We start from the raw sequence: 26052 nt of genomic DNA, 5'->3' as shown, positions 1-26052 counted from the left end.
GATGCCCGTCCGTTTTTACCTCCACACCAAAACCTACGCCGATGGTAGGCGGCCTATCTATGCCGATATCCGTTGGGGTAAGGGCGCAGCGGCCAGCACTAGGACTGAGGCTAGGCTGCGCACCGGTACCGGCCAGAGCTGCCGGCCTGAGCACTTCCGCCCAGCTACCGATGCCAGCCCCGGCACGGTGAGCAGCGCCGCCCCGGCCTATGCCAAGACCAGGCGCGAGCTAACCAAGTTTGCGGGTGCAGTTGAAAAGCAACTGGAGCTAGCAGAGGCCAACGAAGCCGAGCTAACGCCCGAGGCGCTGCTGGCGCTGCTCAAGCCGAAGGCAGCGGCCACCAAGCTAGCGAAAGCCACCGCGGTCTCTGCAGCCGGCGAAGTGGTCCCCACCGCGGTCCCTACTATGGTCAGCCTCTATGCTGAATGGCAGCAGGCCTACCAGGGCCGGCGCGCGGCTAAAACCTTAGGCGGGCCGCAGGGCCTCATCGACCAGATGGAGCGCTGGCGGCCGGGCACCCGGCCCGATGAGCTACAGCCCGACGCCACTGGCCGGTGCAAGCTATTCGAGCAGTTCTGCCAGTACTGCCTCACTGAGGCGAAGAACCGCAAGGGCGAGGCTGGCCTGCTTAACAATACGCTATCGTCCTACGTGAAGCGGCTCAGCAAGCTGCTCAAGTTCGGGCGCTACGCCACCGAGTGGCTGGAAGATGATTTTTCGGAAGAGGTCGAGCGGGAGCCCCTAACCTATGCCGAGGTCGAGCAGCTCTACGCGCACCCAGTCTATGAGCCGCGCGAAGGCACGGGCACCCGCGCCCTCAAGCGCGCAGGCCTCCGGGACGTGTTCGTCTTCATGTGCCGCACTGGGCCGCGCTTCAGCTCGATGCTGGAAATCGGGCCCGACGCCCTGGTGTGGGAGTGGGACGAGGTAAGCCAGACCGAGGTACCGGTGCTCGAGTACTTCCACTATAAGAACCGGCGCAAGAAAACGAAGCTGCGCGTGCCGCTCGACCACGTGGCCCTAGAGATATGGGCGCGCTACGGTGGTCAGCTGCCAGTGCCCAGCCTCGGCAAGTTCAACGAAGAAATAAAGTTGCTGTGCCGAGAGGCCGGCATCACGCGCACGGTAAAGGAGGTACGCGGCTCAGGCGCCACCCGTCACGAGGTGCGCGTGCCTCTCTGGCAAACGGTGTCGGCTCACATTGCCCGCTATACCTTCATCACCACCCAGCACGAAGGTGGGGCAGACCTGGTGAGCATTCAGGACACGGTAGGCCATGCTGACATTAACACTACGCGCCGCTATACCAAGAGCCGCGAAAAGGAACGACTGAGCACGATGCGCGAGGCATTCGAACGACACCGCACCAGGCACACCACACCCTAGTGTGCCTGCGTAGTGTGCCTTTTTATTGGTAACTCTACGCCAGTCCTTGCCAAAGCTTGCCAGTTGTAGCGGCCGGGACGCTGGCCTAGCTGGTAGATTTTGGCAAGGACTAGCAAGCAGTGGCACGCTTAGGAAAGCGCCCTTAGTTCAGGAGGGAGCGCTTCAAGACAACAAGACCCGCCGAATTTCGGCGGGTCTTGTTGTTTATGGCTAGTTTCGGTTCAGTGTAATGAGGCGTAGCCTACTGCTTGTGGTTTTGCGGGTAGTTTGGCCCTGCGGCCCAGTCAGGGTTATCAGGTAGATGCCGGTGGCTAGGCCCTGCAAGTCGACTTTGTTCTCGAGGCAGACCAGGTTTTGGCGATGTACTACCTACCCTAGGTGATTGCTGAGGGTGAGTTGGCTGCCAAGGGGGTAGGCAGCCGCCAGGGTTTATCATGGTTCGGCGGTTGGCCACGTCATCGGCCGAGAACAGGAAGTCGCCGCTCCAGAGTGCCGGATACACGCCGGCGGTGGCCTGCGCGCGGTTGGTACGGCCTCTTCAGCCCCACGCCCGTGCTGCCCATAACGTGGTGGTGGGAACTGTTCGACGACCAAAAAATGACGCCTTACTTCCGGGCGGTGCGCACCATCAGCGGCCAGATGCTGGCCGCCGGTCGGGGGCAGTTTCAGCCCTTCGCGGTGCAGGCCAGCGTGGTGCAAAGCTTCGGCATGCGCTGCGGTAACAAGTACTTTATCTACCTGCTCAACGACAGCCCCACGGCCACCCGCGTGCCCGTCTCGTTTGGCTTGTCCACCACCCAAAGGCTGCGGGTGCAAGCCTTCGCGCCGGCCGGCCAGCAATTTGCTTATCTCGGCGACTTCACGGCTAAGAATCAGCGCCGCACGCTACCTGCCCCGCCGCTGGCGCTCCGGCAGGAGGTAGTGCTGGTGCTGGAAGCCTCGCCAAAAAACTAGCACCTAGGTCGGCTTCTTTGCGGAAGTCACTGGCAAGGGGCCGGGCTATACTACCCCTAGGGGTGGTATAGCCCGGCCCCTTGCCAGCGTTGCTTTATATCGTGTGGCACCCCTGTACTAGCAGCCGTGCACCGTTGGTAGCGCCACATGAGCAGGCTCCAAGTGGCAAGCGTGATAAAGAACTCGTTACTGAATAATTAACGCGCATTTTTTATCATTTTTTATTACTTTATTTACATTCTATTTTCACTTTTAATCCTTCTGCCCATGCTTCGCCTTGTACCCATTGCAGCGCTACTTCTAATTGCCTTGGCTAGCCAAGCGCAACCTGGGTCGGGTGGCCCCACGCCCACCGGGGTGCCCATCGATGGTGGTATATCGGTGCTGCTGGCTGGCGGGGCAGTGTATGCGGTGCGCCGGTTGCGTCGCCGCGCCTAGCGTCTTTTACTTGCCGCGCAGCTAGCCACCTTAGCGGCTAGCTGCGCGGCTCTTCATTTGCTCAGCTGGCTGTAGCCCTGGCTGCCGCGGCCTTTTTGCGTATGTCAACTCCTCTACTGCCTACCCCGTCTCGAGCTACTTCGCCCCTGCTCCGCTTTGCGGTGCTGGCCAGCGGGCTCTATCTGCTCTGGTTTTTGGGCTACGAGCACTACCTGGCGGCCGACGGGCGCCTCGATGCGGCCCTTACTCACAACCTAGCTGCCGTGGGCGTGGCCGGGCTGCGGCTGCTGGGCTACGACGCCACGGTATCGGGTGGGGCGCAGCCGCTTATTAGCTTGGCCGGGCAGCCGGTGGTGTTTATTTGGCACCCGTGCAATGGGCTGGTGCTCTATGCCTTGTTTAGCGGGTTCATCATCGCCTTTCCAGGGCCGGTTCGGCGCAAGCTGTGGTTTATACCCCTAGGCATTCTGCTGATTTATAGCTTGAACGTGCTGCGCATTATAGCTCTGAGCTTCAATAATTACTACGACTACCAATCAGTTGATTTCAACCACCACTACACGTTCACGGCGATAGTCTACGCGGGCATCTTCGGCTTGTGGATGTGGTGGGCTACGCGCGGCGCTGCCACCAGCCGCCTGCCAGCCGATGCGTATGCAGCAGCTTAGCAGCCCGCCACCGGCCCCAGGGCCCCGGCTTGCTCACCCCCTAGGTGGGCTGTCGGCGCCGCGCCTAGTAGTGAGCGCCCTGCTGCTAGCCATGTTGCTGAGTTGCCGCTTCTACGAGGAAACCATTTACACATGGCTTGACACCGCTTGGCAGTGGGTTAACCAAGTGCTACCCGCCACCACGCACCTAGATAAAGTAGCTGGTAGCAACCTAGGCGCCCTCATGGAGCGGCCCCACAAAGCGGTTTCGGCCTTGCTATTTGCTGGTAGCTACGTAGCCCTGAGCCTAGGCTTGCTGGTGGCGCTACTGCCAGCAGGTGAGGGCTGGCGGTGGGGACTGCGGCTGTATGGGGGCATTGGGCTGGTGAGCGCGGCTCTGTTGCTAGCGGGCCACGCGGCTGGACTGCCACTGCTCACCGACCTGGCCAGCCGCTTGTTGCACGGGCTTTTATCACTGCTGCCCGTGATGGTGCTGGTGCCGCTGCTGCGCTGGCCGGGCCTGCGGGCACCTAGGTAGCAAGAAGGGTTGAAGACTATGCAACATATCCGAGGGGGTGCCCGGCTGTGGGTGGTGTTGCTGCTAACCCTGCTGGCGTTGGCAGCCCAGGCGCAAACGCCACTGCTGCGCCTCGATTTGCAGGGCACCGACACCCAGGTGCCCGCCCAGGCCAATATCTACGCGCAGGAAGGAGCAACGACGGGCTTCGACGATGAGTACGATGCGGTGCCCCCCAGCGGCAACGGCCTGACCCTGGCCAGCCTTACCCAAGAGGGAAGGCGAGTGACAATAAATGGACTTCCTTATTCGGCCGTCACTGCCTCGCAGGCCGTGAGCTTGTTTATCGGCGTGCCGCGATACGGCCCCTACACGCTACTGGTGGGCCAGTTGGAGAATTTTGGGTTTGCCGCCATCTATCTAGTTGACGCCGAGCAGCAAAGGCGCCAGCTGTTAGCCCCCGGCGCCGAGTACGCGTTTTCGCTGGATGCGAATAATACGGGGGGTGCCTACACTACCAGCACTCGGTTTTCGCTAGTATTCGAATCGGCAATACCCTTGCCCGTAACGCTCACAGCCTTCACAGCCCAGCTTGAGGGCACCGCTGGCCTACTGCGCTGGACAACCGCCTCGGAGCATCAAAACGCCTATTTTCAGATAGAAAGCAGCCTCGATGGCCGCACTTTTGCCGCCCTAGGCCGGGTGGCGGGTGCCGGCACTAGCGCTGCGCACCACACCTACCAGTTCCGGGACGCCGATTTGGCGCGCTACGCGGCGGCACAGGTATATTACCGCCTGCGGCAGGTCGATGCCGATGGCACCAGCGTGCTATCGCCGGTGCGGGTACTGCTGGCGGACCCAGCCGTAGGCCTAGCCGTTACGGCCGTGCCTACGGCTGGGTCCGCCAGCCAGGCAGTGCGCCTGCTGGTTCGCACTGCTGCTACTGGCCCGGCCTGGCTACGCATCACCGATGCCCTGGGGCACAACCTAGGACAGCGGGCGCTGGACTTGCCGGCCGGCACTAGCACGGTTGCGCTGCCAGAGGCCGGGCAGTGGGCGCCTGGCCTCTACTTTGTGCAGGTGCAGCAGGGGGCGCGGCGGCAGGTAGCAAGGGTGGTGCGGCTGTAAGGGCTTGGCAATCGGCTGGCTATAGCAGCTTGCGCAAGGTCCATAAGCTCCAGAAAATGACCATGGCGCCCACGCCGATAAACATCCAGCGGGTGGGCAGGCGGCCCGCCAGGCGAGCGGCCAGCGGCGCGGCGGCCACGCCACCCACAATGAGGCCCAGCACGATTTGCCAGTGCTTAAAGCCCAGCACCGAGAAGAAGGTCAGGGCGCTGGCAAACGTCACGAAGAACTCAACCAAACTCACCGTGCCGATGACGTAGTTGGGGGTGCGGCCGTTGGCGATGAGTGTGCTCGTGACCAGCGGCCCCCAGCCGCCCCCGCCAAACGAGTCGAGGAAGCCGCCCGCACTGGCCAGCCAGCCCGCATTCTTCACCTTCTTGCGCTGCTGCGTCTGCTTCTTAATAGCCTTGCTGATAATGCGAATGCCCAGGATGAGCAGGTACAGCGCCAATACCGGCTTGAGATAGGCCACGTGCTGCTCACCTAGGCGGGCCAATAGCAGCGCGCCAGCCACGGAGCCGGCTACGCCGGGCAGTACCAACACTTTGAACAGCTTCTTATTGACATTGCCGAAGCGGTAGTGATTGTAGCCCGAGGCGCCGCTGGCAAACATCTCAGCCGTGTGAATGCTAGCGCTCACCGACGCCGGGTTTAGCCCCAAGGTCATCAGGCTGATGGCCGACACGATGCCGTAGCCCATGCCCAGCATGCCGTCTATCATTTGGGCGATAAAGCCCACCGCCACGAAGGTATAGAACGTGCCCGAGCTGCGCGCCACATCCCAAGCCTGCTGCCAGGTGAAGTAATACGACAGGATATTGAGCACCAAGAACCCTGCGAAGGCCAGCAGCGCCCACGTAGCCACGCGCCGCCAGTAGGTGGTGGCCTCGGCCTCCTCGGCGGGACCTAGGGCCGCCACGGCGTGCAGGCGGCGGGCGGCAGCGCCGGCTCGCACGCGGCCGTGCAGCTCGGCATCGGGGGTAGCTACCAGCACCAGGTCGTGCCCGGCCAGGTCGGTGGGCTCGAAGGCGCGGTGCAACACTTGCACCTGCGGGTGGCGCTGCGTTAGGGTGTGCAGGTCGGGCAGGAGGGTAGGGGCCACCACCGTTACGCACGCTGTGGGGTGGTCGGCCAGCACGGTGCTTAGCTGGGTTAGGGCCTCGGCCCCGCCGCCCACCAGCAGCACGCGGCGCTGGTCGAGGTCAAGAAATATGGGCACGGCCGCGCCTGCGGGGGCAGCAGCTTCAGCCGTAGCTGGGGCGGGCGTAAGCAGGTCGGTAGGCATAAAGAGCGGGTAATGTAATACTTAGAATGGTTTAAGGCCGAAGTCGCCTATCCTTGCGAGCGTAGCGAAGCAATCGCACCTATTGAGCACCCGAACGGCTCGCTATCAACTCGTTTGATGCGATTGCTTCGCTGCGCTCGCAAGGACAAGCGGTTCCAAATTTTCACCTAGGCGTGGAAATCCAGACCAGCCACGGTGGCTTTCACCAAGCCGGTGCGCACCACGAAATCGCCGAACGACTCGCCAGGCTCGCGGCCGGTGGCGTAGGCGGCGATGAGCGGCGTGAGCTCGCGCAGTATGCCGTCTTCGTCGAGCATTTCGCGGTAGAGCTTGTTCATGCGGTCGCCGTGGTGGCTGGCCCCTAGGTAAAGGTTGTAGCGTCCGGGCGAGCGGCCCACCAAGCCGATTTCGCCGAGGTAGGGGCGGGCGCAGCCATTAGGGCAGCCCGTCATTCTAATCAAAATGCTGTCCTCGGCCAGGCCGTGGGCCCGGATGACCGTATCGAGCTTGTCGAGTAGTGTGGGCAAATACCGCTCGGCCTCGGCGAAGGCCTGCGAGCAGGTATTGAGGGCCACGCAGGCCAGCGCGTCGCGGCGCAGGGCTGTTAGCTGCTCGGCCTTGGGGCCGGCGCCGTGCTTCTCCAAAATCTCCTGCACGCGTGCTTGGTGCGCGGCCTCGATGTTACCGATGATGAGATTTTGGTTGCCGGTTAGGCGGAAGTCACCGGAGTGGAAGGTGGCAATTTCGGCTAAGGCGGACTTCAGGCCGTAGCCTGGCCGGTCGAGCACGCGGCCGCCTTCAACGAAGAGCGTGAGGTTCGAGCGCCCATTCAGCCCCGGTGCCCAGCCAAAGGCATCGGTCGAGCTGGTGAAGCGGAAGGGCTTGGCCTCGCCGAGGGCGTAGCCTAGGCGCTGGTGCAGCTCAGCCACGAAGGCAGGCAGGCCCACACGGTCGAGGGTGTACTTGAGGCGCGAGAACTTGCGGTTTTCGCGGTTGCCCCAATCGCGTTGGATGGTCACGATTTTCTCGCACACGTCTACTACATCGTCCACGGCCGCAAAGCCGATGAGGTCGGCCAAGCGCGGGTAGGTTTCGGGCATGCCGAAGGTCATACCCAGGCCGCCGCCCACGGCCACGTTGAACCCTAGGAGCTTGCCATCTTGCTCGATGGCGATGAGGCCGATGTCGTTGGCGTAGATGTCAGTATCGTTGTGGGGCGGCAGCGAGAGCGCGATTTTAAACTTGCGCGGCAGGTACACCTTGCCATAAATCGGCTCGTCGTCTACGGCCTCGGTGGTTTCCTGCAAGTCGCCGCCTCCGTCAATCCAGATTTCGCGGTAGGCAGTGGTGCGTGGCGTGAGGTGCCGGCTGATTTCCTGGGCAATTCCCACAATTTGCTCGTGCAGCGGCGACTCGTGCGGGTTAGTGTTGCACATCACGTTGCGGTTCACGTCGCCGCAGCCCGCAATGCTGTCGAGCAGCACCTCATCGAAGCCCTGCACCGTGGCCGGCAGGTTGCGCTTTAGCACGCCATGTAGCTGAAAGGCCTGGCGGGTAGTCAGCTTGAGGGTGCCGTTGCCGTAGCGGTCCGAGAGCTCGCTCATGCGGGCCCATTGCTGGGCCGAGCACACGCCGCCCGGCACCCGCACTCGCATCATGAAGGAATACAGCGGCTCCAGCTTCTGGCGCTTGCGCTCGCCATCGAGGTCACGGTCCGTTTGCTGGTACGAGCCGTGAAACTTGATGAGGTGCGTATCGTCTGGGTTGAGCGCCCCCGTGAGGCGGTTGCGCAAGCTGTCGGCGAGCGTGCCGCGCAGGTAGCGGCTAGCTATTTTGACGTGCTCGACTTCGGAATGGTTAGTAGGGACAGACATAACAACGATTTACCCCACCCCCCGGCCCCCTCCCCTCCGGGAGAGGGGGAGCCTGACGCGAGTAGGTAAATTATTAAAAATGAATTATAAAAGACTAAAAAACAAGACGATTAAAGATTGTCAGGCTTCCTCTCTTCTGGAAGGGACCGGGGAATAGGGCTACACGCTAGTGCAGCACCGTATTGTCAAACGTCAAGGTCACATAATATAATCCCCCGAGCGTTGGGCCGGCTGCATATTGCACGTAGCGACGATTAAAAATATCGGTCGCGCCGATTTTGACAGTCGTTTTCAGCGTGGGCACACGCAAGTTTACCTGGGCGTCTAAGGTGTTGAAGGCCGGCACGATACCATTGGCAAGCGGGCTTTCCCAGAGGAAGCTGGTTTGCCAGTGATAAACAAGGTTAAAGCCTAGGTTGCGCACAATCTCGCGGTTGCCGAACGAGGCGCTGCCAGCCCACTTGGGCGTGTTAAAGCCGGTCACGAACACGTCGGCCTGGTCGTTCTTGGATAGGGCGTTGTAGTTGACGTTGCCGCCGACGGTGAATTTCTGGAAGAAATTGTAGGTCAGCCCCAGGGTCGAGCCGTAGCTGTTGTAGTTCTGGCGCGAGTTGGTGTACACGCGGTAGCGGTCCTGGCGGGCGTCGCGGTTGGCGCGCAGGGCGGCGAGCACGGCCGCATCGGTGCCCACGGTTACTTGGTTGCCGTTGGCGTCTTTGGGTACGCTCACTTCTACCTGACCTAGGAAGCCCGAGTAGATATTGTAGTACGCATCGGCGTCGATAGACAAGCGGTTGTCGAACAGCACGCTGCGGTAGCCTACCTCGAAGGCGTTGATTTGCTCGGGCTGCTCGGTGGGCAGGTTGGCCACTACCAGCAGGTTGCGGTTTTGGGCAAGCACGGCGGCCTGGGCGGCAGTGCTGCCGGCGTTGGCGGCCACGTAGGCGTTCACGGCCGCATTGAACTGGTCGATGCTGGTGCGGGTGTACGAGTTTTGGAGGTAGTTCAGGCCCTCGTTCACGCGGGCTAGGCCGCCCACGCGGCGCACGTTGCCGTTGTTCACGAACGACAGCGCCTCAAAAAGGGAAGGGAAGCGCCAGCCATTCTGGTACGAAGCCCGAAAATTGTGCTTCTCAGCCACCGTGTACACGGCCGCCAGGCGGGGATTCACCTTAGCTGTGAACTCGGGGTTGTAGTCCACGCGCACCGAAGCGGTCAGCTTCAACTTGTCATCCAGCAACAGCTTAGAACCCTGCGCGAAAGCTCCGAATTTCTTGTAGTACACAAAGTTGCCGCCTGGCTGGTTGCGCTCGGCCAGTGGCAGGCTGAAGTCCACGAAGTTGTTGCCATCGGGGATAATCTGGTAGATGCGGGCATCGGCCCCCACCAGCACATCCAGGAACTTGACGCGGTCGCCGAGGTTCCATACGGCATCGGTGTGGTAGGTGCGGCTGTGCTGCGAAAGCGCCGCCCCACCGGGGATAGGCGCCCCCTTCACGTTTACGCCGCTGTCCCAGTTGTTGGTACTGATAATCTGCGCTTTCAGCGCGTCGAAAGCAGCGGTGCCGGGCACGGCGCGGCCGGCATCGGCCGCGTCGCGGGCGGCCTGCATGGCTGGCCCTAGGGCGGTGCCGGCTGCTAGCTGGCTTTGCAGCGCGGTTGAGAACTTGTTGCCCCACACGGCATTCGAGCCGTTTTGCAGGTCCAGGTTCAGTGCCAGAGGGTTGAGGTTGTACGAGTTGCCGGTATTCTCTAGCAGCGTGTAGGCACGCACCGTAAAGTCTTTGCCGCGCAACTCCAACTTGTGGTTTTGCACCGTCACGCCGTCGAGCTGAATCTTGTTGCCGCGCTGAAACACGCCGTCCATCAGCCCGAAGCGGTAGCCGTAGCTTAGCTCCAGGTTCTCGTTCAGCTTATACGCCACCGTGGCGTCGGCCTTTATGTTGCGCACAATGGGCTTCACCAAATCACGCTCGTAGTAGCCCGTGCGCGCCACAGTAAACGTTTGGTTACGACCCTGGTACGGAATGGTAATCGACAGCGACGAGTTGGTGTCGTCGCCGTAGCGGTTCCACAAGTCGGCGGCTGGGTTATACTGGCCGGCCAGCTCCGGAAAAGCCGGATTCGAGGTCGAGAGGCCCTGCGGGTTCTGGTCGGTTTGGGTGTTAGCCAGCCAGTCGGTGCCGCGCAAGTAGTCAAGGTTCACCTTGTAGGCCCAGCGCTTGTTGGTACCTAGGGTCTGCGCCCAGCGAATGGCGGTTTCGGTGAGCACACTCGGGTCGCGGTCACGGCCATCCACGTGGTTCACGCCCACTTTCTGGTACACGCTGAGGCCCTGGTAGGTAAAGGGGCTCTTGGTAGTAAGGTTGGCCATGCCGTTGATGGCGTTCATGCCATACAGGGCAGACGCCGCGCCGGGCGTGATTTCCACGCTCGCAATGTCGAGCTCGGTTGGCCCAATGGCATTGCCCAGCGGCACCCCTAGGGTGGCCGCCTGCATGTCCACACCATCCACGAGCTGCATAAAGCGAAAGTTGTTGGGGATGTTAAAGCCCCTGGTATTCGGTACTTTAAAGGTGAGGCTGCTGGTGAGCATCTGCACGCCCTTTACGCTTTCGAGCGCGTCGTAGAAGCTCGGCGCAGGCGTTTCCTTAATGGCCCGAATGTCAAGCTTTTCAATTGCCACCGGCGACTTCAACCGGCTTTCCTCGACCCGCGAGGCCGACACGACCACCTCATTCGTCAGCACGCCTTTGGCTTCCAGCGCCACCGAAATCGGCTGCTGCGCGCTGGCAATTTCTATCTCCTGCGCATCGTGCCCAATAGCATTGAACACCAGCACAAACGGGTAGCGCAGCTTGGCCTTGAAGGCAAACTTGCCATCGACATCGCTCTGGGTGCCCACACTGGCGCCCTTCACGCTCACACTCACGCCGGGCAGGCCTTCCTGGCTGCCTTTTTCGCGCACTACGCCACTAATGGCAATTAATTCAGTTTGGCCAAACGCCGGCGCGGCACTAGCGGCCACTACCACCAACGGGAGCCAGGGTTTGGAATAAATAAGCTTCATCCTAAAAATAACTTGCATTGCTTGAGTTGAATAGGCTCGGCTCGAAGCCAAGCCAGCAAATGGCTGCCCGGTACCCTAGGTACCCCGGCGAGCCAGCGGCGGCTTCAACAACAACAGCTTCCGGCGAGGCAGGAAGTGGCAAGTAGATTCGGTAGGAAGGCGGGTTTCATGATTGTTTTGAAGTAGCGCGGACGCTGTGAGTCCGCGAAAAAGCTGGGTTGAGTGGGTGGGAAAGTGGGTAGAGTGAGTAGTAGGGTTATGCAGAGCGCAGCGAAGCATCGCGCGTGGCGCAGTAATCTTTAGCGTAAGCAATAAAGCGAATGCGATGCTTCGCTACACTTTGCATAACAGATAGTTAATACACGTCCTCTAGGTAGCGGCGCTGCTTGCGCAGGTTCTTCACGTAGGCGGCGGCATCATCGGCCGAGAGGCCGGCTTCCTTCTGCACCACTTGGATGAGGGCGGTTTGCACGGCGCTACCTAGGCGGGTTTTGTCGCCACACACGTAGAAGTGCGCACCGTTCTCGAGCCACCCAAACACGTCGCGGCTGGCTTCGAGCAGGCGGTCCTGCACGTAAATTTTCTTGGCTTGGTCGCGCGAAAAGGCTACGTCGAGACGGCTCAGCGTACCTTTCTTGAGATGCTGCAGCCACTCGGCCTGGTAGAGGAAATCGGTAGTAAAGTGCGGGTTGCCAAACAGCAGCCAGTTGCGGCCGGCTGCGCCGAGTTCGGTGCGCTCTTCCACAAAGGCGCGGAAGGGGGCGATGCCCGTGCCCGCGCCAATCATGATGATATCCGTTTCGCCATTTTGCGGCAGGCGGAAATACTCATTTTGCTGCACGTACACCCGCGCCGTGTCGCCCACCGCCACGCGGTCGGCCAGGAAAGACGAGCACACGCCATGCTTCTGCCGCCCAAAGGCCTCGTAGCGCACGGCACCCACCGTGAGATGTACCTCCTCGGGGTGTGCTAGCAGGCTGCTCGCAATGGAGTAGGCCCGGCTGGGGAGCGGGCGCAGCACATCGGCCAGGGCCTGTGCGGTGAGCTGCTCGCTCGGAAACTCGGTGAGCAAATCGGCCACATCGCGGCCATAGAGGTAGGGTTGTAAGCGGTTAGAGTCGGCCAGTAGCTCCTGCAAGCCTGCGTGCGGGGCTAGGGTGGCGTAGCGCTCCAGCACGTCGCGGGTAAGCACCGTTAGCTCGCGGTGGGTGGCCAGGGCGGCGGCCAGCGGCAGGCTTTCGCCGGCTACTTGTACGGCGGTGGTATCGCTGAGGCGGGCGGCCAGTAGCACTTCCTCCACCAGCGGTAGATGGTTGGCAGGCACCACGGCCAAGGCATCGCCGGGCGCATAGTGCAGGCCCGAGCCGGCCAGGTCTAGCTCTAGGTGATACGTCTCCTTGTCCGAGCCGCGGCCGTTGAGTTGAATGCTTTCGAGCACCTTGGCGGGCCAGGGGTTTTCGGCAGTGTACTCAGTGGCCACTTCGGCCACCACGGCTGCCGAAGCGGTAGCAGCCGGTGCGTCGGCGGCCTGGTTGGTACCAGTCAGCGCGTTCAGCACGTCGTCTATCCACTGGGCCGCGGGCGCCTTATAGGCCACGTCGGCATCTACGCGGTTGAGCAGGCGGGTGCCACCCAGCTCGGCTAGCTTCTGGTCAAAGTCCTTGCCGGTTTGGCAGTAGTGCAGGTAACTTTTATCACCTAGGGCAAACACCGCGTAGCGCAGCTTGGGCAGCTTGGGTGCCCTAGGTCCGTTGATGAAAGCGTGCAGCTCCTCAGCCGAGATAGGGGGCTCGCCCTCGCCGTGCGTGCTTACTATCACGAGCAGGTTTTGCTCTTGCGCCAGCTGGCGCGGAGCGTAGTCATTCATGTCCTGCACCGTGGCTTTCAGGCCCTTGGCGGCGGCCGCATCAGCGGTTTGCTGGGCTATTTTCTTGCCGTTGCCGGTGTGCGAGCCGTAGAGGATGGTCAGCTTCTCAACGGCTGGAGCCGCTGCGGTGGCTGGAGCCGCGGCAGCTGTTGGGGCCGCGGCCACCCCGCCGCTCGCGCTCGTGGCCTGGCCGTAGAGGTAGCCGCTCAGCCATACTAGCTGCTGCGGCGAGAGGCCCGCCGTGAGTTGCTGCAAAGCCGCTTCGTCGAGGGCAGCGGGGAGGGTAGGTAGCATAGTTTAGTGCTTAGTTGTTAGTGCTTCGTGCTTAGTTATTACGCTAGTGCTTAGGTGCTAGGTGCCTAGCGCTAGCACCTAAGCACTAGATAGAAAACGCCGGCTCCACCGCTATTTCTTGCGTGAAATACTCTTCCTCCGTAGCTGTCACCAGCCCGGCGGCTAGGGTGCTGCCCGTCTGCTCATCGACCAAAATGAAGGCACCCGTTACGCGGTTCGAGCGGTACTCATCGACCACCAGCGGCACGGCCGTTTTGAGGCGTACCCGCACAATGTCATTAAGCTTCGCCTCGTCGGTGCCCACGCTCTCGAAGGTTTCGATGTTAGTTTTTTGCAGGATGGCACTTACCGACGCCTTCACTACCGCCGAATGGTGCTGCACCAGCAGCTTGCGGCCAGCTTTAAGGGGCCGCTCGTCCATCCAGCACAGTGTGGCTTCTAGTTCGCGTATCACGGCCGGGTGCGTGTGCACCGGCACAATAGAATCACCGCGGCTGATGTCGATGTCGTCGCGCAGGCGCAGCACCACAGCTTGCGGGGCTTCGGCGCTGGGCACCTCTTTTTGGTTGACTTCGATGGCCTCGATGCTGGTTTCCAGCCCCGAAGGCTGAATCCGCACCTTGTCGCCTACTTTATACACGCCGCTCTGGATGCGCCCGGCGTAGCCGCGGTAGTCGGGAAGCTCCTCGGTCTGGGGCCGGATAACGTACTGCACCTGAAAGCGCGGCTCGTGCGGGTTAGCATCGGCCACAGTGGGCACGCTCTCCAGGTGTTGCAGCAGGCTGGGGCCGCCGTACCACGGCAGGCTGGGCGAGTGGCGCACCACGTTGTCGCCATTGAGCGCGCTCAGCGGAATGGCAATGACATGCGGCAGGCGCAATTGCTGGGCAATGGCGTCGTAGTCCGTCTTTATCTTTTGGAAAACGGCCTCGTCGTTACCCACTAGGTCCATCTTATTCACGGCCAGCACGAAGTATCGGATGCCCAGCAGCGAGGCCAGCAACGTATGCCGCCGCGTCTGCTCAATCACGCCCTGCCGCGCATCAACTAGCACAATGGCCAGGTCGGCATTGCTGGCGCCCGTCACCATGTTGCGGGTGTACTGCACGTGGCCTGGCGCATCGGTGATGATAAACTTGCGGCGCGGCGTCGTAAAATACTTGTGCGCCACGTCGATAGTAATACCCTGCTCGCGTTCAGCCTTCAGGCCATCGGTGAGCAGCGCTAGGTCTACCGAGTCGCTGTTGGTGGCGTTGCGCTTCTTTTCAAGAGTCGCCAGCACGTCTAGCGATACCGAGTCGCTGTCGTAGAGCAGGCGGCCAATGAGCGTGCTTTTGCCGTCGTCAACGCTGCCGCAGGTGATAAATCGTAGTAAGTCCATTTTTAGTGCTTAGTTCTTGGTGCCTAGTGCTTGGGCTTTTAGGAGCGTCTTTCTCAACGACCTAAGCACCATGCGCGGAGCACCAAGTACTGAATAAATTAAAAATACCCGTTGCGCTTGCGGTCTTCCATGCCGGTTTCCGACAAGTTGTCGTCGAGGCGGGTAGCGCCGCGCTCGCTCACCTTGGCTACTAGAATGTCCTGAATGATGTCGTCAATCGTGGCGGCGTCGCTTTCCACGGCGGCGGTGCAGGTCGAGTCGCCCACGGTGCGGAAGCGCACGTTGCGAGTCACGATTTCGTCGTCTTCATCAATCGTAATGTGCTCGCTAAGACCTAGGAGCTGGCCGCTGGGCAGCACCACGCACTCGCGCTCGTGGGTAAAGTAGATATTTGGCAGCGCGATGTTTTCGCGCTGGATGTAGTTCCACACGTCCAGCTCGGTCCAGTTCGAGATGGGGAACACACGCACGTTTTCGCCCTTCCGAATGCGGCCGTTATAGATGTTCCACAGCTCGGGGCGCTGGCGCTTGGGGTCCCACTGTCCAAAGTCGTCGCGCACCGAGAAGATGCGCTCCTTAGCGCGAGCCTTCTCCTCGTCGCGCCGCGCCCCGCCGATGCAAGCGTCAAATTCAAATTCCTCGATTACATCAAGTAACGTATACGTCTGTAATGGATTACGGCTCGGGTACTTGCCGCCCGGCTCCACCAAGCCGCGCTCCCGAATGGTGTCTTCCACCTTACGCACAATCAGCTTCTCGCCTAGGTCGGCCGCCAGCTTGTCGCGGAAAGCCAGCACTTCGGGGAAGTTGTGCCCCGTGTCCACGTGCACCAGCGGAAACGGAAACTTACCCGGCCGAAAGGCCTTTTCGGCCAGCCGCGTGAGGGCAATCGAATCTTTACCACCCGAAAACAGCAGCGCCGGCCGCTCAAACTGCCCCGCCACTTCGCGCATAATGTGAATGGCTTCGGCTTCTAATCTATCTAAATAATCCATTGGATATGATTGAAAATCAAGGTTGTCATCGCGGGAAGTAGCGACACAGCAATGACAGTTTTTATTCTTTTATAGCTTCCACCACCGGGTCATAACCTTGGTGCTCACCAGTAGTAGCGTGCAGGCCGCACTCCTTGGCAGCGGCCTCTTCCCACCACCAGCGGCCGGCGCGGAAGTCCTCGCCCGGCTTGATGGCGCGGGTGCAGGGCGCACAACCAATGCTCACAAAGCCCTTGGCATGTAGGGGGTTAACTGGTACGCCGTGCTGCTGGGCAAAGGCTACGCACTGGTCCCACGTCCAATCGTGCAGCGGGTGCACTTTTATGAGGTTGTGGCCGGCGTCCCACTCGGCGGGGTCCATGGTTTGGCGATTGGCTGACTGCTCGGCGCGGATGCCCGTTATCCAGGCTTGCTGCCCGGCCAGGGCCCGGCCTAGGGGCTCTACCTTGCGGATGTAGCAGCACTCCTTGCGGTTCTCGATGCTCTCGTAGAAGGAGTTAGGTCCTTTCTCGCGCAGTAGCGCTTCCACGCTGGCCGTTTGTGGGAAGACTACTTCAATGGGCTTGCCGTAGCGTAGCAGCGTCTTGTTCCAGGTCGAATACGTTTCCTGAAAATTGCGGGCCGTGTCGAGCGTAAATACCCGAATGGGCAAGTCGTTCTCAAAAATAAAATGCGTAAGTATCTGGTCTTCCAACCCGAAAGAAGTCGAAAACGACACCTTGCCGGGGAAGCGCTCAGCCAGCAGGGCCAAGGTTTCGGGCACCGAGTGCTCGGGTACAAAGCGGCGCAGGTTCTCGACCTGCTCCTGAATAGCTAATTCCATACTGATAAGGCTGTAGAAGGGGCTGCCGGACACTACGTAGGCAGCGAAAGAGCGGGAACACCAGCCGGATGCTGCGGCAGCCCTAAGTAGCCGCCGCGCTACTTGCCGGTGGGGTCGGCCGCAACTGGGGGAGGTAGTAAACCCGCTAAAAACGAAAAGGTTTACGCACAACAACCAGCCTCGCCGCCCGCCATACAGACGGCCGGGCCCGACATACAACAACACGCCTGCAGCGAAGCAACGGCGTGAACGTGGGGCAAGCGGAGGTAGGAGGTAGGACGCACGGCGAGCGACTTGTTTTTATATGACCAGGAATTGGCACCGTTCTAGCACACTGCTAGGGGTTGCCGGCGTTTCGTCGAGCCTGTCTCTCCACGCCTCTTTATAAAAACAATCCTTCAGAGTATGAGGAATTGATGGAGCAAAGGTACGGTGCCAGATTTTAAACTGCCAAGCCGGTTAACTTTCGCCTTCTATTCTATACTTCAGCTTACTTTCTTTCGCTACCTTAGTTACTATGAAAAGTCTATTTCTTCTTGGTTGGCTACTACTGCCGGTGGCTGGCTTTGCGCAGCAGGCACCAGCAGCTCCCACATCCGCTGCCAAGGCTCCTGTTGTGCTGCCTCCCAAAAAGGCTAATGCCATCCTCATCCAGCGTCGCGATAGTGGCCTGGTGGCGCTCACGGCGCTTATGCAGGGCCTCGTCAACCGCGGCTATACTATTAAGGACATCAACCGCGAGCAGCTAACCGTGCGCACTGAGCCCCGCCCAGTATCGGAGGTAGGCGCTGTGCTAGTGGAGGGAGCCGTGCAGGGCCGCCAGTTTGTGCTCACCGGGGCATTTGCACCGGAGGTGACGAGCCGGCGCTCCACGCCCATTGTGTACCCCGGCGAGGGCCGCCCCGACCGCGCCTCCAAAGCCTGGGAAGAGCTCGTGAAAACAGCCGGCCTATTGAAGGGAAACATCTCATACCGCACCCAATAGCAAGCTAATAGACCTAGGGCTAACCTACACGAAGCACCCCGCCCGTGCGGGCGGGGTGCGTTGTACTTTTGCGTTGCTTTTACGTAATTTTCAGTGAAGAAAGCGCTTTACTTAATTGGCTCGCCCAACCAGACCACGCAGATGCACGGCGTGGCCCAGCTACTCGAAGACGAGTACGAGCCGTACTTCAGCCAGCTCTACTATGATGGCTGGATGCGGGGCTTCTACAACTGGTTGATTCGCAACGACCTGCTGAAAACGACCATCGTGCAAGGTCACATTAAGGACAAGGCCGATAAGTACCTAGCCACCCATGGCCTGCGCAACGACTTCGAAAACCGGGTGTTTGGCCACGACTACGACCTCATCGTGTGCTGCTCCGATATCATCGTGCCCTGGAACCTACTCCAGAAAACCAAATCGGTGTTTGTGCAGGAGGGCATGACTGACCCGCTGAACCTATGGGCGCGGCTGGTCAAGAAGTTTACTAACTTCCCCATCCTTACCATCAGCACCGCGCTGAACGGGATGAACAACTGCTGCGACGTGTACTGTGTGGCTTCGCCCGGCTACGCCGAGCACTTCGCTAAGATTGGGGTTGATAAGGACAAGCTCATTGTGACGGGTATTCCGAATTTCGACGATATTGAGAAGCTGCGCCACAATTCGTTTCCGCACCGAGGCTATGTACTCGTAGCTACCACCGACATGCGTGAAACCTTCCGGCCCGACAACCGCAAGAAGTTTATCAAGCACGCCACACGCATCGCAGCCGGCCGGCCCATGATTTTCAAGTTTCACCCCAACGAAAACATGGAGCGCGCCACGGCCGAAGTCAAGAAGTACGCGCCACCCGGCACGCTCATCTTCACGAGCGGCAATACGGAGGAGATGATTGCCAATTCGGTAGAGCTCATAACGCAGTACAGCACAGTAGCCTATGTGGGGCTAGCCCTAGGTATTCCGGTGCACTCCTACTTCGATGTAGATGACCTCAAGCGTAAGCTGCCCATCCAAAACGGGGGCACCAGTGCCCAGCGCATCGCCGACATTTGCCGGCAGTTTGGGCAGTTTGAGGGCACCGGCCCCGAATTTTTACGGCAATACCAACCCACTAACGCTCAGTCTAAGCTTGTAGCTGTCTCTGTCACCTAGATGGGAACCCATAAACGGTAGATGTTACGCTTTGTGCCAATTATGTTACGTTTTATACTATAGTCTATGCTCACACTAATTCAGGCTCGTCGCGGCTCCTCCCGACTACCCGATAAAGTAAGCCTCGACCTGTGTGGCCAGCCGCTGCTGGTGCGGCAAGTCGAGCGGGTGCAGCAGGCCAGCCGCGCTGGCCGCGTGGCCGTGATTACGACTGACGAAGCCAGCGACGACCCCCTGGCTGCGCTGTGCGAGCAGCACGGTATTGAGGTGTTTCGGGGTTCGGCCCTAGACTTGCTCGACCGCCACTACCAAGCCGCGCTGCACTTTGGCGAGACGGAGGCCGTGGTGAAAATTCCTAGTGACTGCCCGCTCATTGACCCCGCGATTATCGACAAGGTCCTAGGGGTGTATAAAGACACTAAGGGCCAGTATGACTTTGTGAGCAACCTGCACCCGGCCACTTACCCCGATGGCAACGACGTGGAGCTAATGACCTTCGCGGCCCTCGAAACCGCGTGGCGCGAAGCCCAGCGCCCGCTGGAGCGCGAGCATACCACGCCCTTTTTCTGGGAAAATCCCGACCGCTTCCGGCTAGCCAATGTGACCTGGGAAACGGGGTTCGACTACTCCATGTCGCACCGCTTCACCATTGATTACCCGGCCGATTATGAGTTTATAAAGGCTGTGTACGAAGCGCTTTACCCTGCTAACCCTCGGTTCGGGATGGACGATATCCTGACTTTATTAAAACAAAGGCCGGACATTTACGCCTTAAATGCCGACCTAGCCGGCGTGAACTGGTACCGCAATCATCTAGGTGAGCTAAAAACGGTGGACGCAGCCAATACGAAGCAATTCTAAACCATCTGTCATACTGACGAAGGAAGCATCTTATCACGGCGGCTTTCGTCAGAAACTAGTTACCATCCGAGCGCTGCGAGCGTGATAAGATGCTTCGCAAGCTCAGCGTGACAAACGCGAAAAAGGCGATATGACTTCTGAAAAACAAAACGAGCTAAAAGAACTCGCCCTGCGCGTGCGCGAGCACATTGTGCGCCTCAGCACCGATGGCGGCTGCTTCACCGGCGCCTCCTTGAGCTGCGCCGACTTGCTGGTGTACCTCTATGCCGACTTCCTGAATGTGCGGCCCGACAACCTGCAAGACCCCGAGCGCGACTACCTCTTCCTAAGCAAGGGCCACGACGTGCCGGCGCTCTACGGGGTATTTGCCGAGCTGGGTTTCATGCCCAAGGAGCGGCTCAACAACCACCTAAAAACCAGCGATAGCATCTACTGGCACCCCAACCGGAGCGTGCCCGGCGTGGAGTTTCACAGCGGCTCCCTAGGTCACCTGCCGAGCGTGGCGATGGGCGTAGCCCTCGATGCCCGCCTGCGCGGCCAAGACCAGAAGGTTATCGTGATAACTGGCGATGGCGAGCTGAACGAAGGCACCTGCTGGGAAGCCGTGCTAGTAGCCAGCGCCCACAAGCTCAATAACCTGACCTTCGTGGTTGACCGTAACCACTTCCAAGCCAACATTGCCACCGAGGAGCTGATTCCGCTGGAGCCGCTGGCCCCCAAGTTCGAGGCGTTTGGCGCTGAGGTGCGCCGCATCGACGGCCATGACTTCGTGGCGCTGGAAGAGGCCTTCCAAGACCTGCCTTTTAGCGACACCAAGCCTTCGGTTATCATCTGCGACACGGTGCGCGGCCGCGGCCTACCTAGCATCGAGCGCCGGGCCGACCGTTGGTTCTGCAACTTCAGCAGCGACGAGGTAACCGAGCTGCTCAAAGAGCTGCACAGCCAGGAAGCCACCACGCTCACCAGTGAAACGTTGACTGTCCGTTAATTATCATTTTGTCATGCTGACGAAGGAAGCATCTTATCATGGCTGCCTTCGCCAGAATTAGTCAGTAACCGAGCCTTGCGAACGTGATAAGATGCTTCGCAAGCTCAGCATGACATACCTCTATATGAACTACGAACAGCTTATCCACGAAACGGCCCTCGCCGACGAGCGCCTTATCGTGATGACAGCCGAAAACCGCGCCCTTATCCGCAACCTGCCGGGGCCGCTGGGGCAGCGCTTTATCGACACGGGCATTACGGAGCAAACCATGATAGGCGCGGCGGCCGGCCTGGCCCTGCGCGGCCGCGTGCCCGTGGTGCATGCGCTGGCCACTTTCCTCACGCTGCGGGCGTTTGAGTTTATCCGCACCGACGTGGGCATTGCCAACTTACCGGTGAAAATTAGCTCGTTTGTGCCCGGCTTTTTGTCGGATGGCAATGGGCCAACGCACCAAGCCATCGAGGATATTTCGCTGATGCGCGGCATCCCTGGCATGACTGTTTTCGCCGCTGCCGACGAGCAGGACATGCTGGCCATGCTGCCCGCGATTTGGGCCTCGCCCAGCCCGGCCTACGTGCGTGTCAATACCCGCCCGGCCACTTACCAGCATGCGCCATTTGAAATCGGCAAAGCTGAAATCGTGAGCGAAGGCTACGACGTGACCATCCTCACCTACGGTATGCTGTTCGAGCAAGCGCTCATCGCCAAAGACCTGCTGACCGAAGCCGGCTACTCGGTGGGCCTCGTGAACCTGCGCAGCCTCAAGCCGCTCGACTCGGCCGCCGTGCTGAACGTGGTGAAAACCGGTGGCCTCGTCGTGACCCTAGAAGACCACTTCCAGATGGGTGGCCTCTACTCCATCGTAGCCGAGCTGCTGCTCGAAAACGAGCTGACTGCCAAAGTGCTGCCGCTGGCCCTCAAGGAAAAGTGGTACAAGCCCGGCCGCCTCAGCGAAGTGCTCGAATACGAAGGCTTCACGGGCCAGCACATTGCCCGCCGCATTGGCGAGAAGCTGGGCGATAAGGCGAACGCCTTTAATGAGCGGACCGAGGTAATCGAAAACCAGTTTGCCGAGTAGTATCTCCCTCCGTCTGTCATGCTGAGCTTGCAAATCATCTTCTCACGCTAGAATTAGTAGTTCTAACCTGATAAGATGCTTCGCAAGCTCAGCATGACAGACGTTGTTGTTTCTTAACGTTCTAGCTGACCTGCTAATCTTATGAATTTCCCTAAATCTGACGACCTCTACGCCCGGGCGCAGAAAATTATGACGCCCGTCACCCAGACCCTAGCTAAGGGCCCGGGCCAGTATACTAAAGGCGCGTCGCCCAAGTACGTGAAGCGCGGCAAAGGTGCGCACGTGTGGGACGTCGATGGCAACGAATACATTGACTACCAAATGGGTATTGGTCCCCTGAGCCTGGGCTACGCCTACCCTAGGGTTGATGAAGCCATCAAGGCGCAGCTCGAAGACGGCATCACGTTCTCGATGATGCACGAGCTGGAAGTAGAGGTAGCCGAGCTGATTCACGAGATTATCCCTAACGCTGAGAGTATCCGCATCTCCAAAACCGGCGCCGATGTGTGCTCGGCGGCGGTGCGCGTGAGTCGTGCCTTTACGGGCCGCCCCCACGTGCTGTGCTGCGGCTACCACGGCTGGCACGATTGGTACATTGGCACCACGAGCCGCGACAAAGGCATTCCGCAGGAAAGCAAGGACCTAGTAAGCGCGTTCGAGTACAACAACCTCGACTCGTTCAAGGAGTTGCTGACTGAAGACGTAGCCTGCGTTATCCTAGAGCCGTTCATTTTCGACGCACCTAAGGACAACTTCCTGCACGAAGTAGCCCGCCTCTGCAAAGAGAACGGCACGCTGCTCATTTTTGACGAGATGTGGACCGGCTTCCGCATTGCCATCGGCGGCGCGCAGGAGTACTTCGGCATCACGCCTGACCTAGCGGTGTACTCGAAAGCTTGTGCCAACGGCATGCCCATCGCACTGCTCACGGGCCGCAAGGACGTGCTCCAGCTGTTTGAGCAAGACGTATTCTTCTTCACCACCTTCGGCGGTGAGGCGCTGAGCTTGGCGGCTACTATCGCTACCATCAGCGAGATGCGCGAGAAAAACGTGCCCGCGTTCCTGGCCAGCCAGGGCAACAAGCTGAAGGAAGGCTACAACCAAATCGCCGCTGACCTAGGCCTAAGCAGCTACACCAAGTGCTACGGCTACGACTGCCGCAGCATCATCACCTTCGATGCTAGCGCCGGCAACCCGCTGGAGGTGAAAGCCTTCGTGCAGCAGGAACTGTTCAAGCAGGGCATTCTGTGGGGCGGCTTCCACAACATGAGCTTCTCGCACACCGACGAAGACGTGGCCAAGACCCTAGACGCCTACCGCGCCGTGCTGCCGCTGCTGAAAGACGCCATCGAGAAAGGCGATGTAGCCAGCCGCCTCGAAGGCGAGCCGGTAGAAGCCGTGTTCCGCAAGGTGACGAACGCGGCGCCGGCGAAGGCGAAGTAGTTCGCCTAAGCGTAAACCTCATCCCTAGCCCCCTCTCCCCAGGAGAGGGGGGAACTAGCTTCTAGTTTTAGCCTTAGTTATTTGATAGTCCCTTAGTAAGCTACTCACCTATAGTTGGTTTCTAGAGACTAAAACTAGAAGCTAGTTCCCCCCTCTCCTGGGGAGAGGGGGCTGGGTGTGAGGTTTACGAGCGGCGAGCCAACCATGAATTTCTTCGACCTAACCAACAAAACCGCCATCGTAACCGGCGCGTGCGGCCTCATCGGCCAAAAGCACTGCGAGGCACTGGCCCTGGCCGGCGCCAACGTAGTGGTGGCTGACTTGCACATCGAGAAAGCCCGCGAGGTGGCCGCTGGGCTGCCCGGTAGCATTCACTTGCCGCTGGCCGTGGACGTGACCTCGCCTGAGTCGCTGGCCGCAGCGCGTGATGAAATTATTACGCATTTTGGCCACATTGATGTGCTGGTGAACAATGCGGCTATCAACGACATGTTTGAGAACCCGGCGATGGCGGCCGACCTCAGCAAGTTTGAGAATTTCCCACTCGCCACCTTCCGGCAGGTGCTGGACGTGAACGTGACGGGCATTTTTCTGGCGGCGCAGGTATTCGGTACGCCCATGGCCGAGCAGGGGAGTGGCTCCATCATCAACGTGGCCAGCACCTACGGTATCGTGGGGCCCGACCAGAACATCTACCGCAACGAGGCGGGCGAGCAAACATTTTATAAATCACCCTCTTACCCAGTAAGCAAAGGCGCGGTGGTGAACTTTACGCGCTACTTGGCGGCCTATTGGGGTACCAAGGGCGTGCGCGTAAATACCCTCTCGCCGGGTGGCGTCGAAAACAGCCAGGATACCTTCTTTGTGAAGCAGTACAGCGCCAAAACGCCCCTAGGTCGTATGGCCGCGCCTACTGACTACCAAGGCGCAGTAGTATTCCTAGCCTCTGACGCGTCGGCCTACATGACGGGCGCCAACCTCGTGGTAGACGGCGGCTGGACGGCTATCTAGTTGCGCGGGCTTTGTAGTCTGTGCTTGGGCTGCACGCCTACGCACGTGGGCTACAGAGTCCGCACAACGGCGCTACCGCTACTGGGTAGTAATTTAGTCCATTATTCCCACAAAAATCTTTTATGAAGCACGCTGACTTAGTAGCTAAAGCCCGCCGCATCAAGCTCGTTCTTACCGACTGCGATGGGGTGCTCACCGACGGCGGCGTTTACTACGGCGAAAGCGGCGAAGTGCTCAAGCGCTTCAACATCCGCGATGGCATGGGCGTGGAGCGCCTGCGCGCCGTGGGCGTGGAAACCGGCATCGTAACCGGCGAGCGCTCGCCCTCGGTGAGCAAGCGCGCCGAAAAGCTCAAAATCACGGAGCTGCACTTAGGCATTAAGGACAAGGCGCCGCTGCTGGCCGAGATTCTGAATCGCCTAGGTCTCACGGCCGAGCAAGTGGCGTTCATTGGCGACGATACCAACGACGTGGCCATTCTGGGCCTGGTGGGGCTGGCCGCCTGCCCCGGCGACGCCACCATTTTTGCCCGCGAGGCAGCCGACTATCGCTGCCAGGCCTTTGGTGGGCAGGGCGCATTTCGTGAGCTGGCCGAGCTCATTATCAGCTGCCAAGGTGGGGCGCCGCTGCCCGACCGCGGCTCCGAATAGCTACGCGTTAAAATAAAACCTAGGCAACTTCGTCAGCGCGGGATAGATGCTCAAAACCACCAGACCTTTGCGCTGTTAGGTTGCTTTCCTGTTCAGTACCACCCCACCTTTTTTGCTCCCCACCTTTTTATGTCTGTCGTTCAAATTAAGAAGAACCGTGCCATTGGCCCCGGCCAACCGTGCTACATCATTGCCGAGATTGGCATTAACCACAACGGCTCGCTCGACATTGCCAAGCAGCTCATCGACGCAGCGGTAACTGCTGGCTGCGACGCGGTGAAATTTCAGAAGCGCACCCCCGAGCTGTGCGTGCCCAAGGACCAGTGGGAAAAAATGCGTGATACCCCCTGGGGCCGCATGAGCTACATCGACTACAAGCGTAAAACGGAGTTTGGTCTCGAAGAATACACCGCTATCGACGACTACTGTAAGGCCCGCGGCATCGACTGGTTTGCCTCGTGCTGGGATGAGCCGTCGGTAGACTTCATGGAGCAATTCCAGCCCGTGCTTTACAAAATGGCCTCGGCCTCACTAACCGACAAGCCCCTGCTCGACCGCGTGCGCGCCACCGGCCGCCCGCTCATGCTGAGCACCGGCATGAGCACCCAGCAAGAAATCACGGACGCCGTGGCCTACGTGGGCCTCGACAACCTGATGATTGCGCACTCGACCTCGGCCTACCCCTGCCCACCGGCCGAGCTGAACCTGCGCATGGTGCAGACCCTGCAAGCCCAATTTCCCGGCACGCCTATCGGCTACTCGGGCCACGAAACCGGCCTGAGCACCACCGTAACGGCGGTGGCCCTAGGTGCCACTTTCGTAGAGCGCCACTTCACCCTCGACCGCGCCATGTGGGGCTCGGACCACGCTGCTAGCGTAGAGCCCGGCGGCATGGCCAAGCTCGTGCGCGACATCCGCGACACCGAAGCCGGCCTCGGCGACGGCGTGAAAGTGGTATACGAAAGCGAGAAAGAGCCCCTGCGTCGCCTGCGCCGCGAGGTAACGGCCGCCTAGGTAAGCGCCTTAACCGCAGTGCTACCACAACGCCTGTCATGCTGAGCTGGCGAAGCATCTTATCACGCTAAGGTCCATAATCCCAACGTGAGAAGATGCTTCGCCAGCTCAGCATGACAGGCGTTGTGTATTTTTATCAGGTATAAATCCTGTTCCTTTTGCATTTAGGCGAACATTCGCCTGCCGCAGGCAGTTAGGGGCAGAGTT

General features: G+C 60.0%; 23 protein-coding genes and 1 riboswitch. Of the genes, 15 read left to right on the top strand and 8 right to left on the bottom strand.

All coding sequences use genetic code 11. The features are described 5' to 3' along the window. The first annotated feature begins 1 nt into the window (after position 1). On the top strand, positions 2 to 1387 hold the full coding sequence (locus JAO77_RS20070; protein ID WP_198992227.1) for a tyrosine-type recombinase/integrase: 1386 nt from the start codon (positions 2 to 4) through the stop codon (positions 1385 to 1387). Positions 1388 to 1597: 210 nt separating this feature from the next. On the opposite strand, the gene JAO77_RS24685 is transcribed toward JAO77_RS20070, so the two are convergent. Next, positions 1598 to 1738: a T9SS type A sorting domain-containing protein gene (locus tag JAO77_RS24685; protein ID WP_502213824.1), complete on the bottom strand. Its 141-nt coding sequence runs from the start codon at positions 1736 to 1738 to the stop codon at positions 1598 to 1600. Positions 1739 to 1876: 138 nt separating this feature from the next. On the opposite strand from JAO77_RS24685, the gene JAO77_RS20065 reads away from it, so the two are divergent. The 5 genes from JAO77_RS20065 to JAO77_RS20045 all read left to right on the top strand — a co-directional run bounded on the left by JAO77_RS20065 (position 1877) and on the right by JAO77_RS20045 (position 5071). Then, positions 1877 to 2341, top strand: coding sequence for a hypothetical protein (locus tag JAO77_RS20065; protein ID WP_198992226.1), 465 nt, complete (start codon positions 1877 to 1879; stop codon positions 2339 to 2341). A 267-nt stretch (positions 2342 to 2608) separates the two neighbouring features. Beyond that, on the top strand, positions 2609 to 2779 hold the full coding sequence (locus tag JAO77_RS20060) for a PID-CTERM protein-sorting domain-containing protein (protein WP_198992225.1): 171 nt from the start codon (positions 2609 to 2611) through the stop codon (positions 2777 to 2779). Between the two features lie 101 nt (positions 2780 to 2880). Beyond that, a complete protein-coding gene (xrtX, locus tag JAO77_RS20055) occupies positions 2881 to 3447 on the top strand; it encodes an exosortase X (protein ID WP_235998531.1) in 567 nt (188 codons plus the stop codon). Further along, positions 3434 to 3964, top strand: coding sequence for an XrtX-associated membrane protein (locus tag JAO77_RS20050; RefSeq protein ID WP_198992223.1), 531 nt, complete (start codon positions 3434 to 3436; stop codon positions 3962 to 3964). The genes xrtX and JAO77_RS20050 overlap by 14 nt, the downstream gene beginning before the upstream one ends. An 18-nt stretch (positions 3965 to 3982) precedes the next feature. Next, on the top strand, positions 3983 to 5071 hold the full coding sequence (locus JAO77_RS20045; RefSeq protein ID WP_198992222.1) for a fibronectin type III domain-containing protein: 1089 nt from the start codon (positions 3983 to 3985) through the stop codon (positions 5069 to 5071). 19 nt (positions 5072 to 5090) lie between these two features. Here JAO77_RS20045 and JAO77_RS20040 read toward each other — a convergent pair whose 3' ends face one another. The 7 genes from JAO77_RS20040 to JAO77_RS20010 all read right to left on the bottom strand — a co-directional run bounded on the left by JAO77_RS20040 (position 5091) and on the right by JAO77_RS20010 (position 16660). Further along, positions 5091 to 6356, bottom strand: coding sequence for a TSUP family transporter (locus tag JAO77_RS20040; RefSeq protein WP_198992221.1), 1266 nt, complete (start codon positions 6354 to 6356; stop codon positions 5091 to 5093). Positions 6357 to 6523: 167 nt separating this feature from the next. Further along, positions 6524 to 8230 (bottom strand): NADPH-dependent assimilatory sulfite reductase hemoprotein subunit, encoded by a 1707-nt coding sequence (locus tag JAO77_RS20035; RefSeq protein ID WP_198992220.1) that lies wholly within the window; start codon positions 8228 to 8230, stop codon positions 6524 to 6526. Positions 8231 to 8396: 166 nt separating this feature from the next. Beyond that, positions 8397 to 11300, bottom strand: coding sequence for a TonB-dependent receptor (locus JAO77_RS20030; RefSeq protein WP_198992219.1), 2904 nt, complete (start codon positions 11298 to 11300; stop codon positions 8397 to 8399). A 355-nt stretch (positions 11301 to 11655) separates the two neighbouring features. Beyond that, on the bottom strand, positions 11656 to 13461 hold the full coding sequence (locus JAO77_RS20025; RefSeq protein ID WP_198992218.1) for an assimilatory sulfite reductase (NADPH) flavoprotein subunit: 1806 nt from the start codon (positions 13459 to 13461) through the stop codon (positions 11656 to 11658). Positions 13462 to 13546: 85 nt separating this feature from the next. Further along, a complete protein-coding gene (locus JAO77_RS20020) occupies positions 13547 to 14842 on the bottom strand; it encodes a sulfate adenylyltransferase subunit 1 (protein ID WP_198992217.1) in 1296 nt (431 codons plus the stop codon). Positions 14843 to 14940: 98 nt separating this feature from the next. Next, the gene (cysD, locus tag JAO77_RS20015) at positions 14941 to 15837 is read right to left on the bottom strand and encodes a sulfate adenylyltransferase subunit CysD (protein WP_144847856.1); all 897 of its coding nucleotides are present in this window, start codon (positions 15835 to 15837) and stop codon (positions 14941 to 14943) included. Between the two features lie 61 nt (positions 15838 to 15898). Beyond that, on the bottom strand, positions 15899 to 16660 hold the full coding sequence (locus JAO77_RS20010; protein ID WP_198992216.1) for a phosphoadenylyl-sulfate reductase: 762 nt from the start codon (positions 16658 to 16660) through the stop codon (positions 15899 to 15901). A gap of 297 nt (positions 16661 to 16957) precedes the next feature. Continuing rightward, a riboswitch (SAM riboswitch) is annotated at positions 16958 to 17051 on the bottom strand. Positions 17052 to 17177: 126 nt separating this feature from the next. Here JAO77_RS20010 and JAO77_RS20005 point away from each other — a divergent pair. The 9 genes from JAO77_RS20005 to JAO77_RS19965 all read left to right on the top strand — a co-directional run bounded on the left by JAO77_RS20005 (position 17178) and on the right by JAO77_RS19965 (position 25845). After that, a complete protein-coding gene (locus JAO77_RS20005; protein ID WP_198992215.1) occupies positions 17178 to 17645 on the top strand; it encodes a hypothetical protein in 468 nt (155 codons plus the stop codon). A 93-nt stretch (positions 17646 to 17738) separates the two neighbouring features. Next, positions 17739 to 18800: a CDP-glycerol glycerophosphotransferase family protein gene (locus JAO77_RS20000; RefSeq protein ID WP_370550281.1), complete on the top strand. Its 1062-nt coding sequence runs from the start codon at positions 17739 to 17741 to the stop codon at positions 18798 to 18800. 66 nt (positions 18801 to 18866) lie between these two features. Next, positions 18867 to 19661: a cytidylyltransferase domain-containing protein gene (locus JAO77_RS19995; protein ID WP_198992214.1), complete on the top strand. Its 795-nt coding sequence runs from the start codon at positions 18867 to 18869 to the stop codon at positions 19659 to 19661. Between the two features lie 130 nt (positions 19662 to 19791). Continuing rightward, on the top strand, positions 19792 to 20649 hold the full coding sequence (locus JAO77_RS19990) for a transketolase (protein ID WP_198992213.1): 858 nt from the start codon (positions 19792 to 19794) through the stop codon (positions 20647 to 20649). 109 nt (positions 20650 to 20758) lie between these two features. After that, a complete protein-coding gene (locus tag JAO77_RS19985) occupies positions 20759 to 21727 on the top strand; it encodes a transketolase family protein (protein ID WP_235998530.1) in 969 nt (322 codons plus the stop codon). A 141-nt stretch (positions 21728 to 21868) separates the two neighbouring features. Next, positions 21869 to 23170 carry an aminotransferase class III-fold pyridoxal phosphate-dependent enzyme gene (locus JAO77_RS19980; protein ID WP_198992212.1) on the top strand — a complete coding sequence of 434 codons (1302 nt, stop codon included), beginning with the start codon at positions 21869 to 21871 and terminating at the stop codon, positions 23168 to 23170. Between the two features lie 204 nt (positions 23171 to 23374). Continuing rightward, on the top strand, positions 23375 to 24181 hold the full coding sequence (locus JAO77_RS19975; RefSeq protein WP_198992422.1) for an SDR family oxidoreductase: 807 nt from the start codon (positions 23375 to 23377) through the stop codon (positions 24179 to 24181). A gap of 122 nt (positions 24182 to 24303) precedes the next feature. After that, positions 24304 to 24831 carry a KdsC family phosphatase gene (locus JAO77_RS19970; protein WP_198992211.1) on the top strand — a complete coding sequence of 176 codons (528 nt, stop codon included), beginning with the start codon at positions 24304 to 24306 and terminating at the stop codon, positions 24829 to 24831. A gap of 129 nt (positions 24832 to 24960) precedes the next feature. Beyond that, the gene (locus JAO77_RS19965; protein WP_198992210.1) at positions 24961 to 25845 is read left to right on the top strand and encodes an N-acetylneuraminate synthase family protein; all 885 of its coding nucleotides are present in this window, start codon (positions 24961 to 24963) and stop codon (positions 25843 to 25845) included. Positions 25846 to 26052: the final 207 nt, after the last annotated feature.

Source organism: Hymenobacter sp. BT559 (assembly GCF_016427535.1).
Taxonomy (GTDB): domain Bacteria; phylum Bacteroidota; class Bacteroidia; order Cytophagales; family Hymenobacteraceae; genus Hymenobacter.
Note: the sequence above shows the minus strand (reverse complement) of the source record. Positions and strands in the feature narration are given on the sequence as shown.

What these genes read in the sequence shown, in the direction of transcription:
- JAO77_RS20070 (WP_198992227.1), top strand. Translation starts at nt 2, where the DNA reads ATGCCCGTCCGTTTTTACCTCCACACCAAAACCTACGCCGATGGTAGG.
- JAO77_RS20060 (WP_198992225.1), top strand. Translation starts at nt 2,609, where the DNA reads ATGCTTCGCCTTGTACCCATTGCAGCGCTACTTCTAATTGCCTTGGCT.
- xrtX (WP_235998531.1), top strand. Translation starts at nt 2,881, where the DNA reads ATGTCAACTCCTCTACTGCCTACCCCGTCTCGAGCTACTTCGCCCCTG.
- JAO77_RS20050 (WP_198992223.1), top strand. Translation starts at nt 3,434, where the DNA reads ATGCAGCAGCTTAGCAGCCCGCCACCGGCCCCAGGGCCCCGGCTTGCT.
- JAO77_RS20045 (WP_198992222.1), top strand. Translation starts at nt 3,983, where the DNA reads ATGCAACATATCCGAGGGGGTGCCCGGCTGTGGGTGGTGTTGCTGCTA.
- JAO77_RS20040 (WP_198992221.1), bottom strand. Translation starts at nt 6,356, where the DNA reads ATGCCTACCGACCTGCTTACGCCCGCCCCAGCTACGGCTGAAGCTGCT.
- JAO77_RS20035 (WP_198992220.1), bottom strand. Translation starts at nt 8,230, where the DNA reads ATGTCTGTCCCTACTAACCATTCCGAAGTCGAGCACGTCAAAATAGCT.
- JAO77_RS20030 (WP_198992219.1), bottom strand. Translation starts at nt 11,300, where the DNA reads ATGAAGCTTATTTATTCCAAACCCTGGCTCCCGTTGGTGGTAGTGGCC.
- JAO77_RS20025 (WP_198992218.1), bottom strand. Translation starts at nt 13,461, where the DNA reads ATGCTACCTACCCTCCCCGCTGCCCTCGACGAAGCGGCTTTGCAGCAA.
- JAO77_RS20020 (WP_198992217.1), bottom strand. Translation starts at nt 14,842, where the DNA reads ATGGACTTACTACGATTTATCACCTGCGGCAGCGTTGACGACGGCAAA.
- cysD (WP_144847856.1), bottom strand. Translation starts at nt 15,837, where the DNA reads ATGGATTATTTAGATAGATTAGAAGCCGAAGCCATTCACATTATGCGC.
- JAO77_RS20010 (WP_198992216.1), bottom strand. Translation starts at nt 16,660, where the DNA reads ATGGAATTAGCTATTCAGGAGCAGGTCGAGAACCTGCGCCGCTTTGTA.
- JAO77_RS20005 (WP_198992215.1), top strand. Translation starts at nt 17,178, where the DNA reads ATGAAAAGTCTATTTCTTCTTGGTTGGCTACTACTGCCGGTGGCTGGC.
- JAO77_RS19995 (WP_198992214.1), top strand. Translation starts at nt 18,867, where the DNA reads ATGCTCACACTAATTCAGGCTCGTCGCGGCTCCTCCCGACTACCCGAT.
- JAO77_RS19990 (WP_198992213.1), top strand. Translation starts at nt 19,792, where the DNA reads ATGACTTCTGAAAAACAAAACGAGCTAAAAGAACTCGCCCTGCGCGTG.
- JAO77_RS19985 (WP_235998530.1), top strand. Translation starts at nt 20,759, where the DNA reads ATGACATACCTCTATATGAACTACGAACAGCTTATCCACGAAACGGCC.
- JAO77_RS19980 (WP_198992212.1), top strand. Translation starts at nt 21,869, where the DNA reads ATGAATTTCCCTAAATCTGACGACCTCTACGCCCGGGCGCAGAAAATT.
- JAO77_RS19975 (WP_198992422.1), top strand. Translation starts at nt 23,375, where the DNA reads ATGAATTTCTTCGACCTAACCAACAAAACCGCCATCGTAACCGGCGCG.
- JAO77_RS19970 (WP_198992211.1), top strand. Translation starts at nt 24,304, where the DNA reads ATGAAGCACGCTGACTTAGTAGCTAAAGCCCGCCGCATCAAGCTCGTT.
- JAO77_RS19965 (WP_198992210.1), top strand. Translation starts at nt 24,961, where the DNA reads ATGTCTGTCGTTCAAATTAAGAAGAACCGTGCCATTGGCCCCGGCCAA.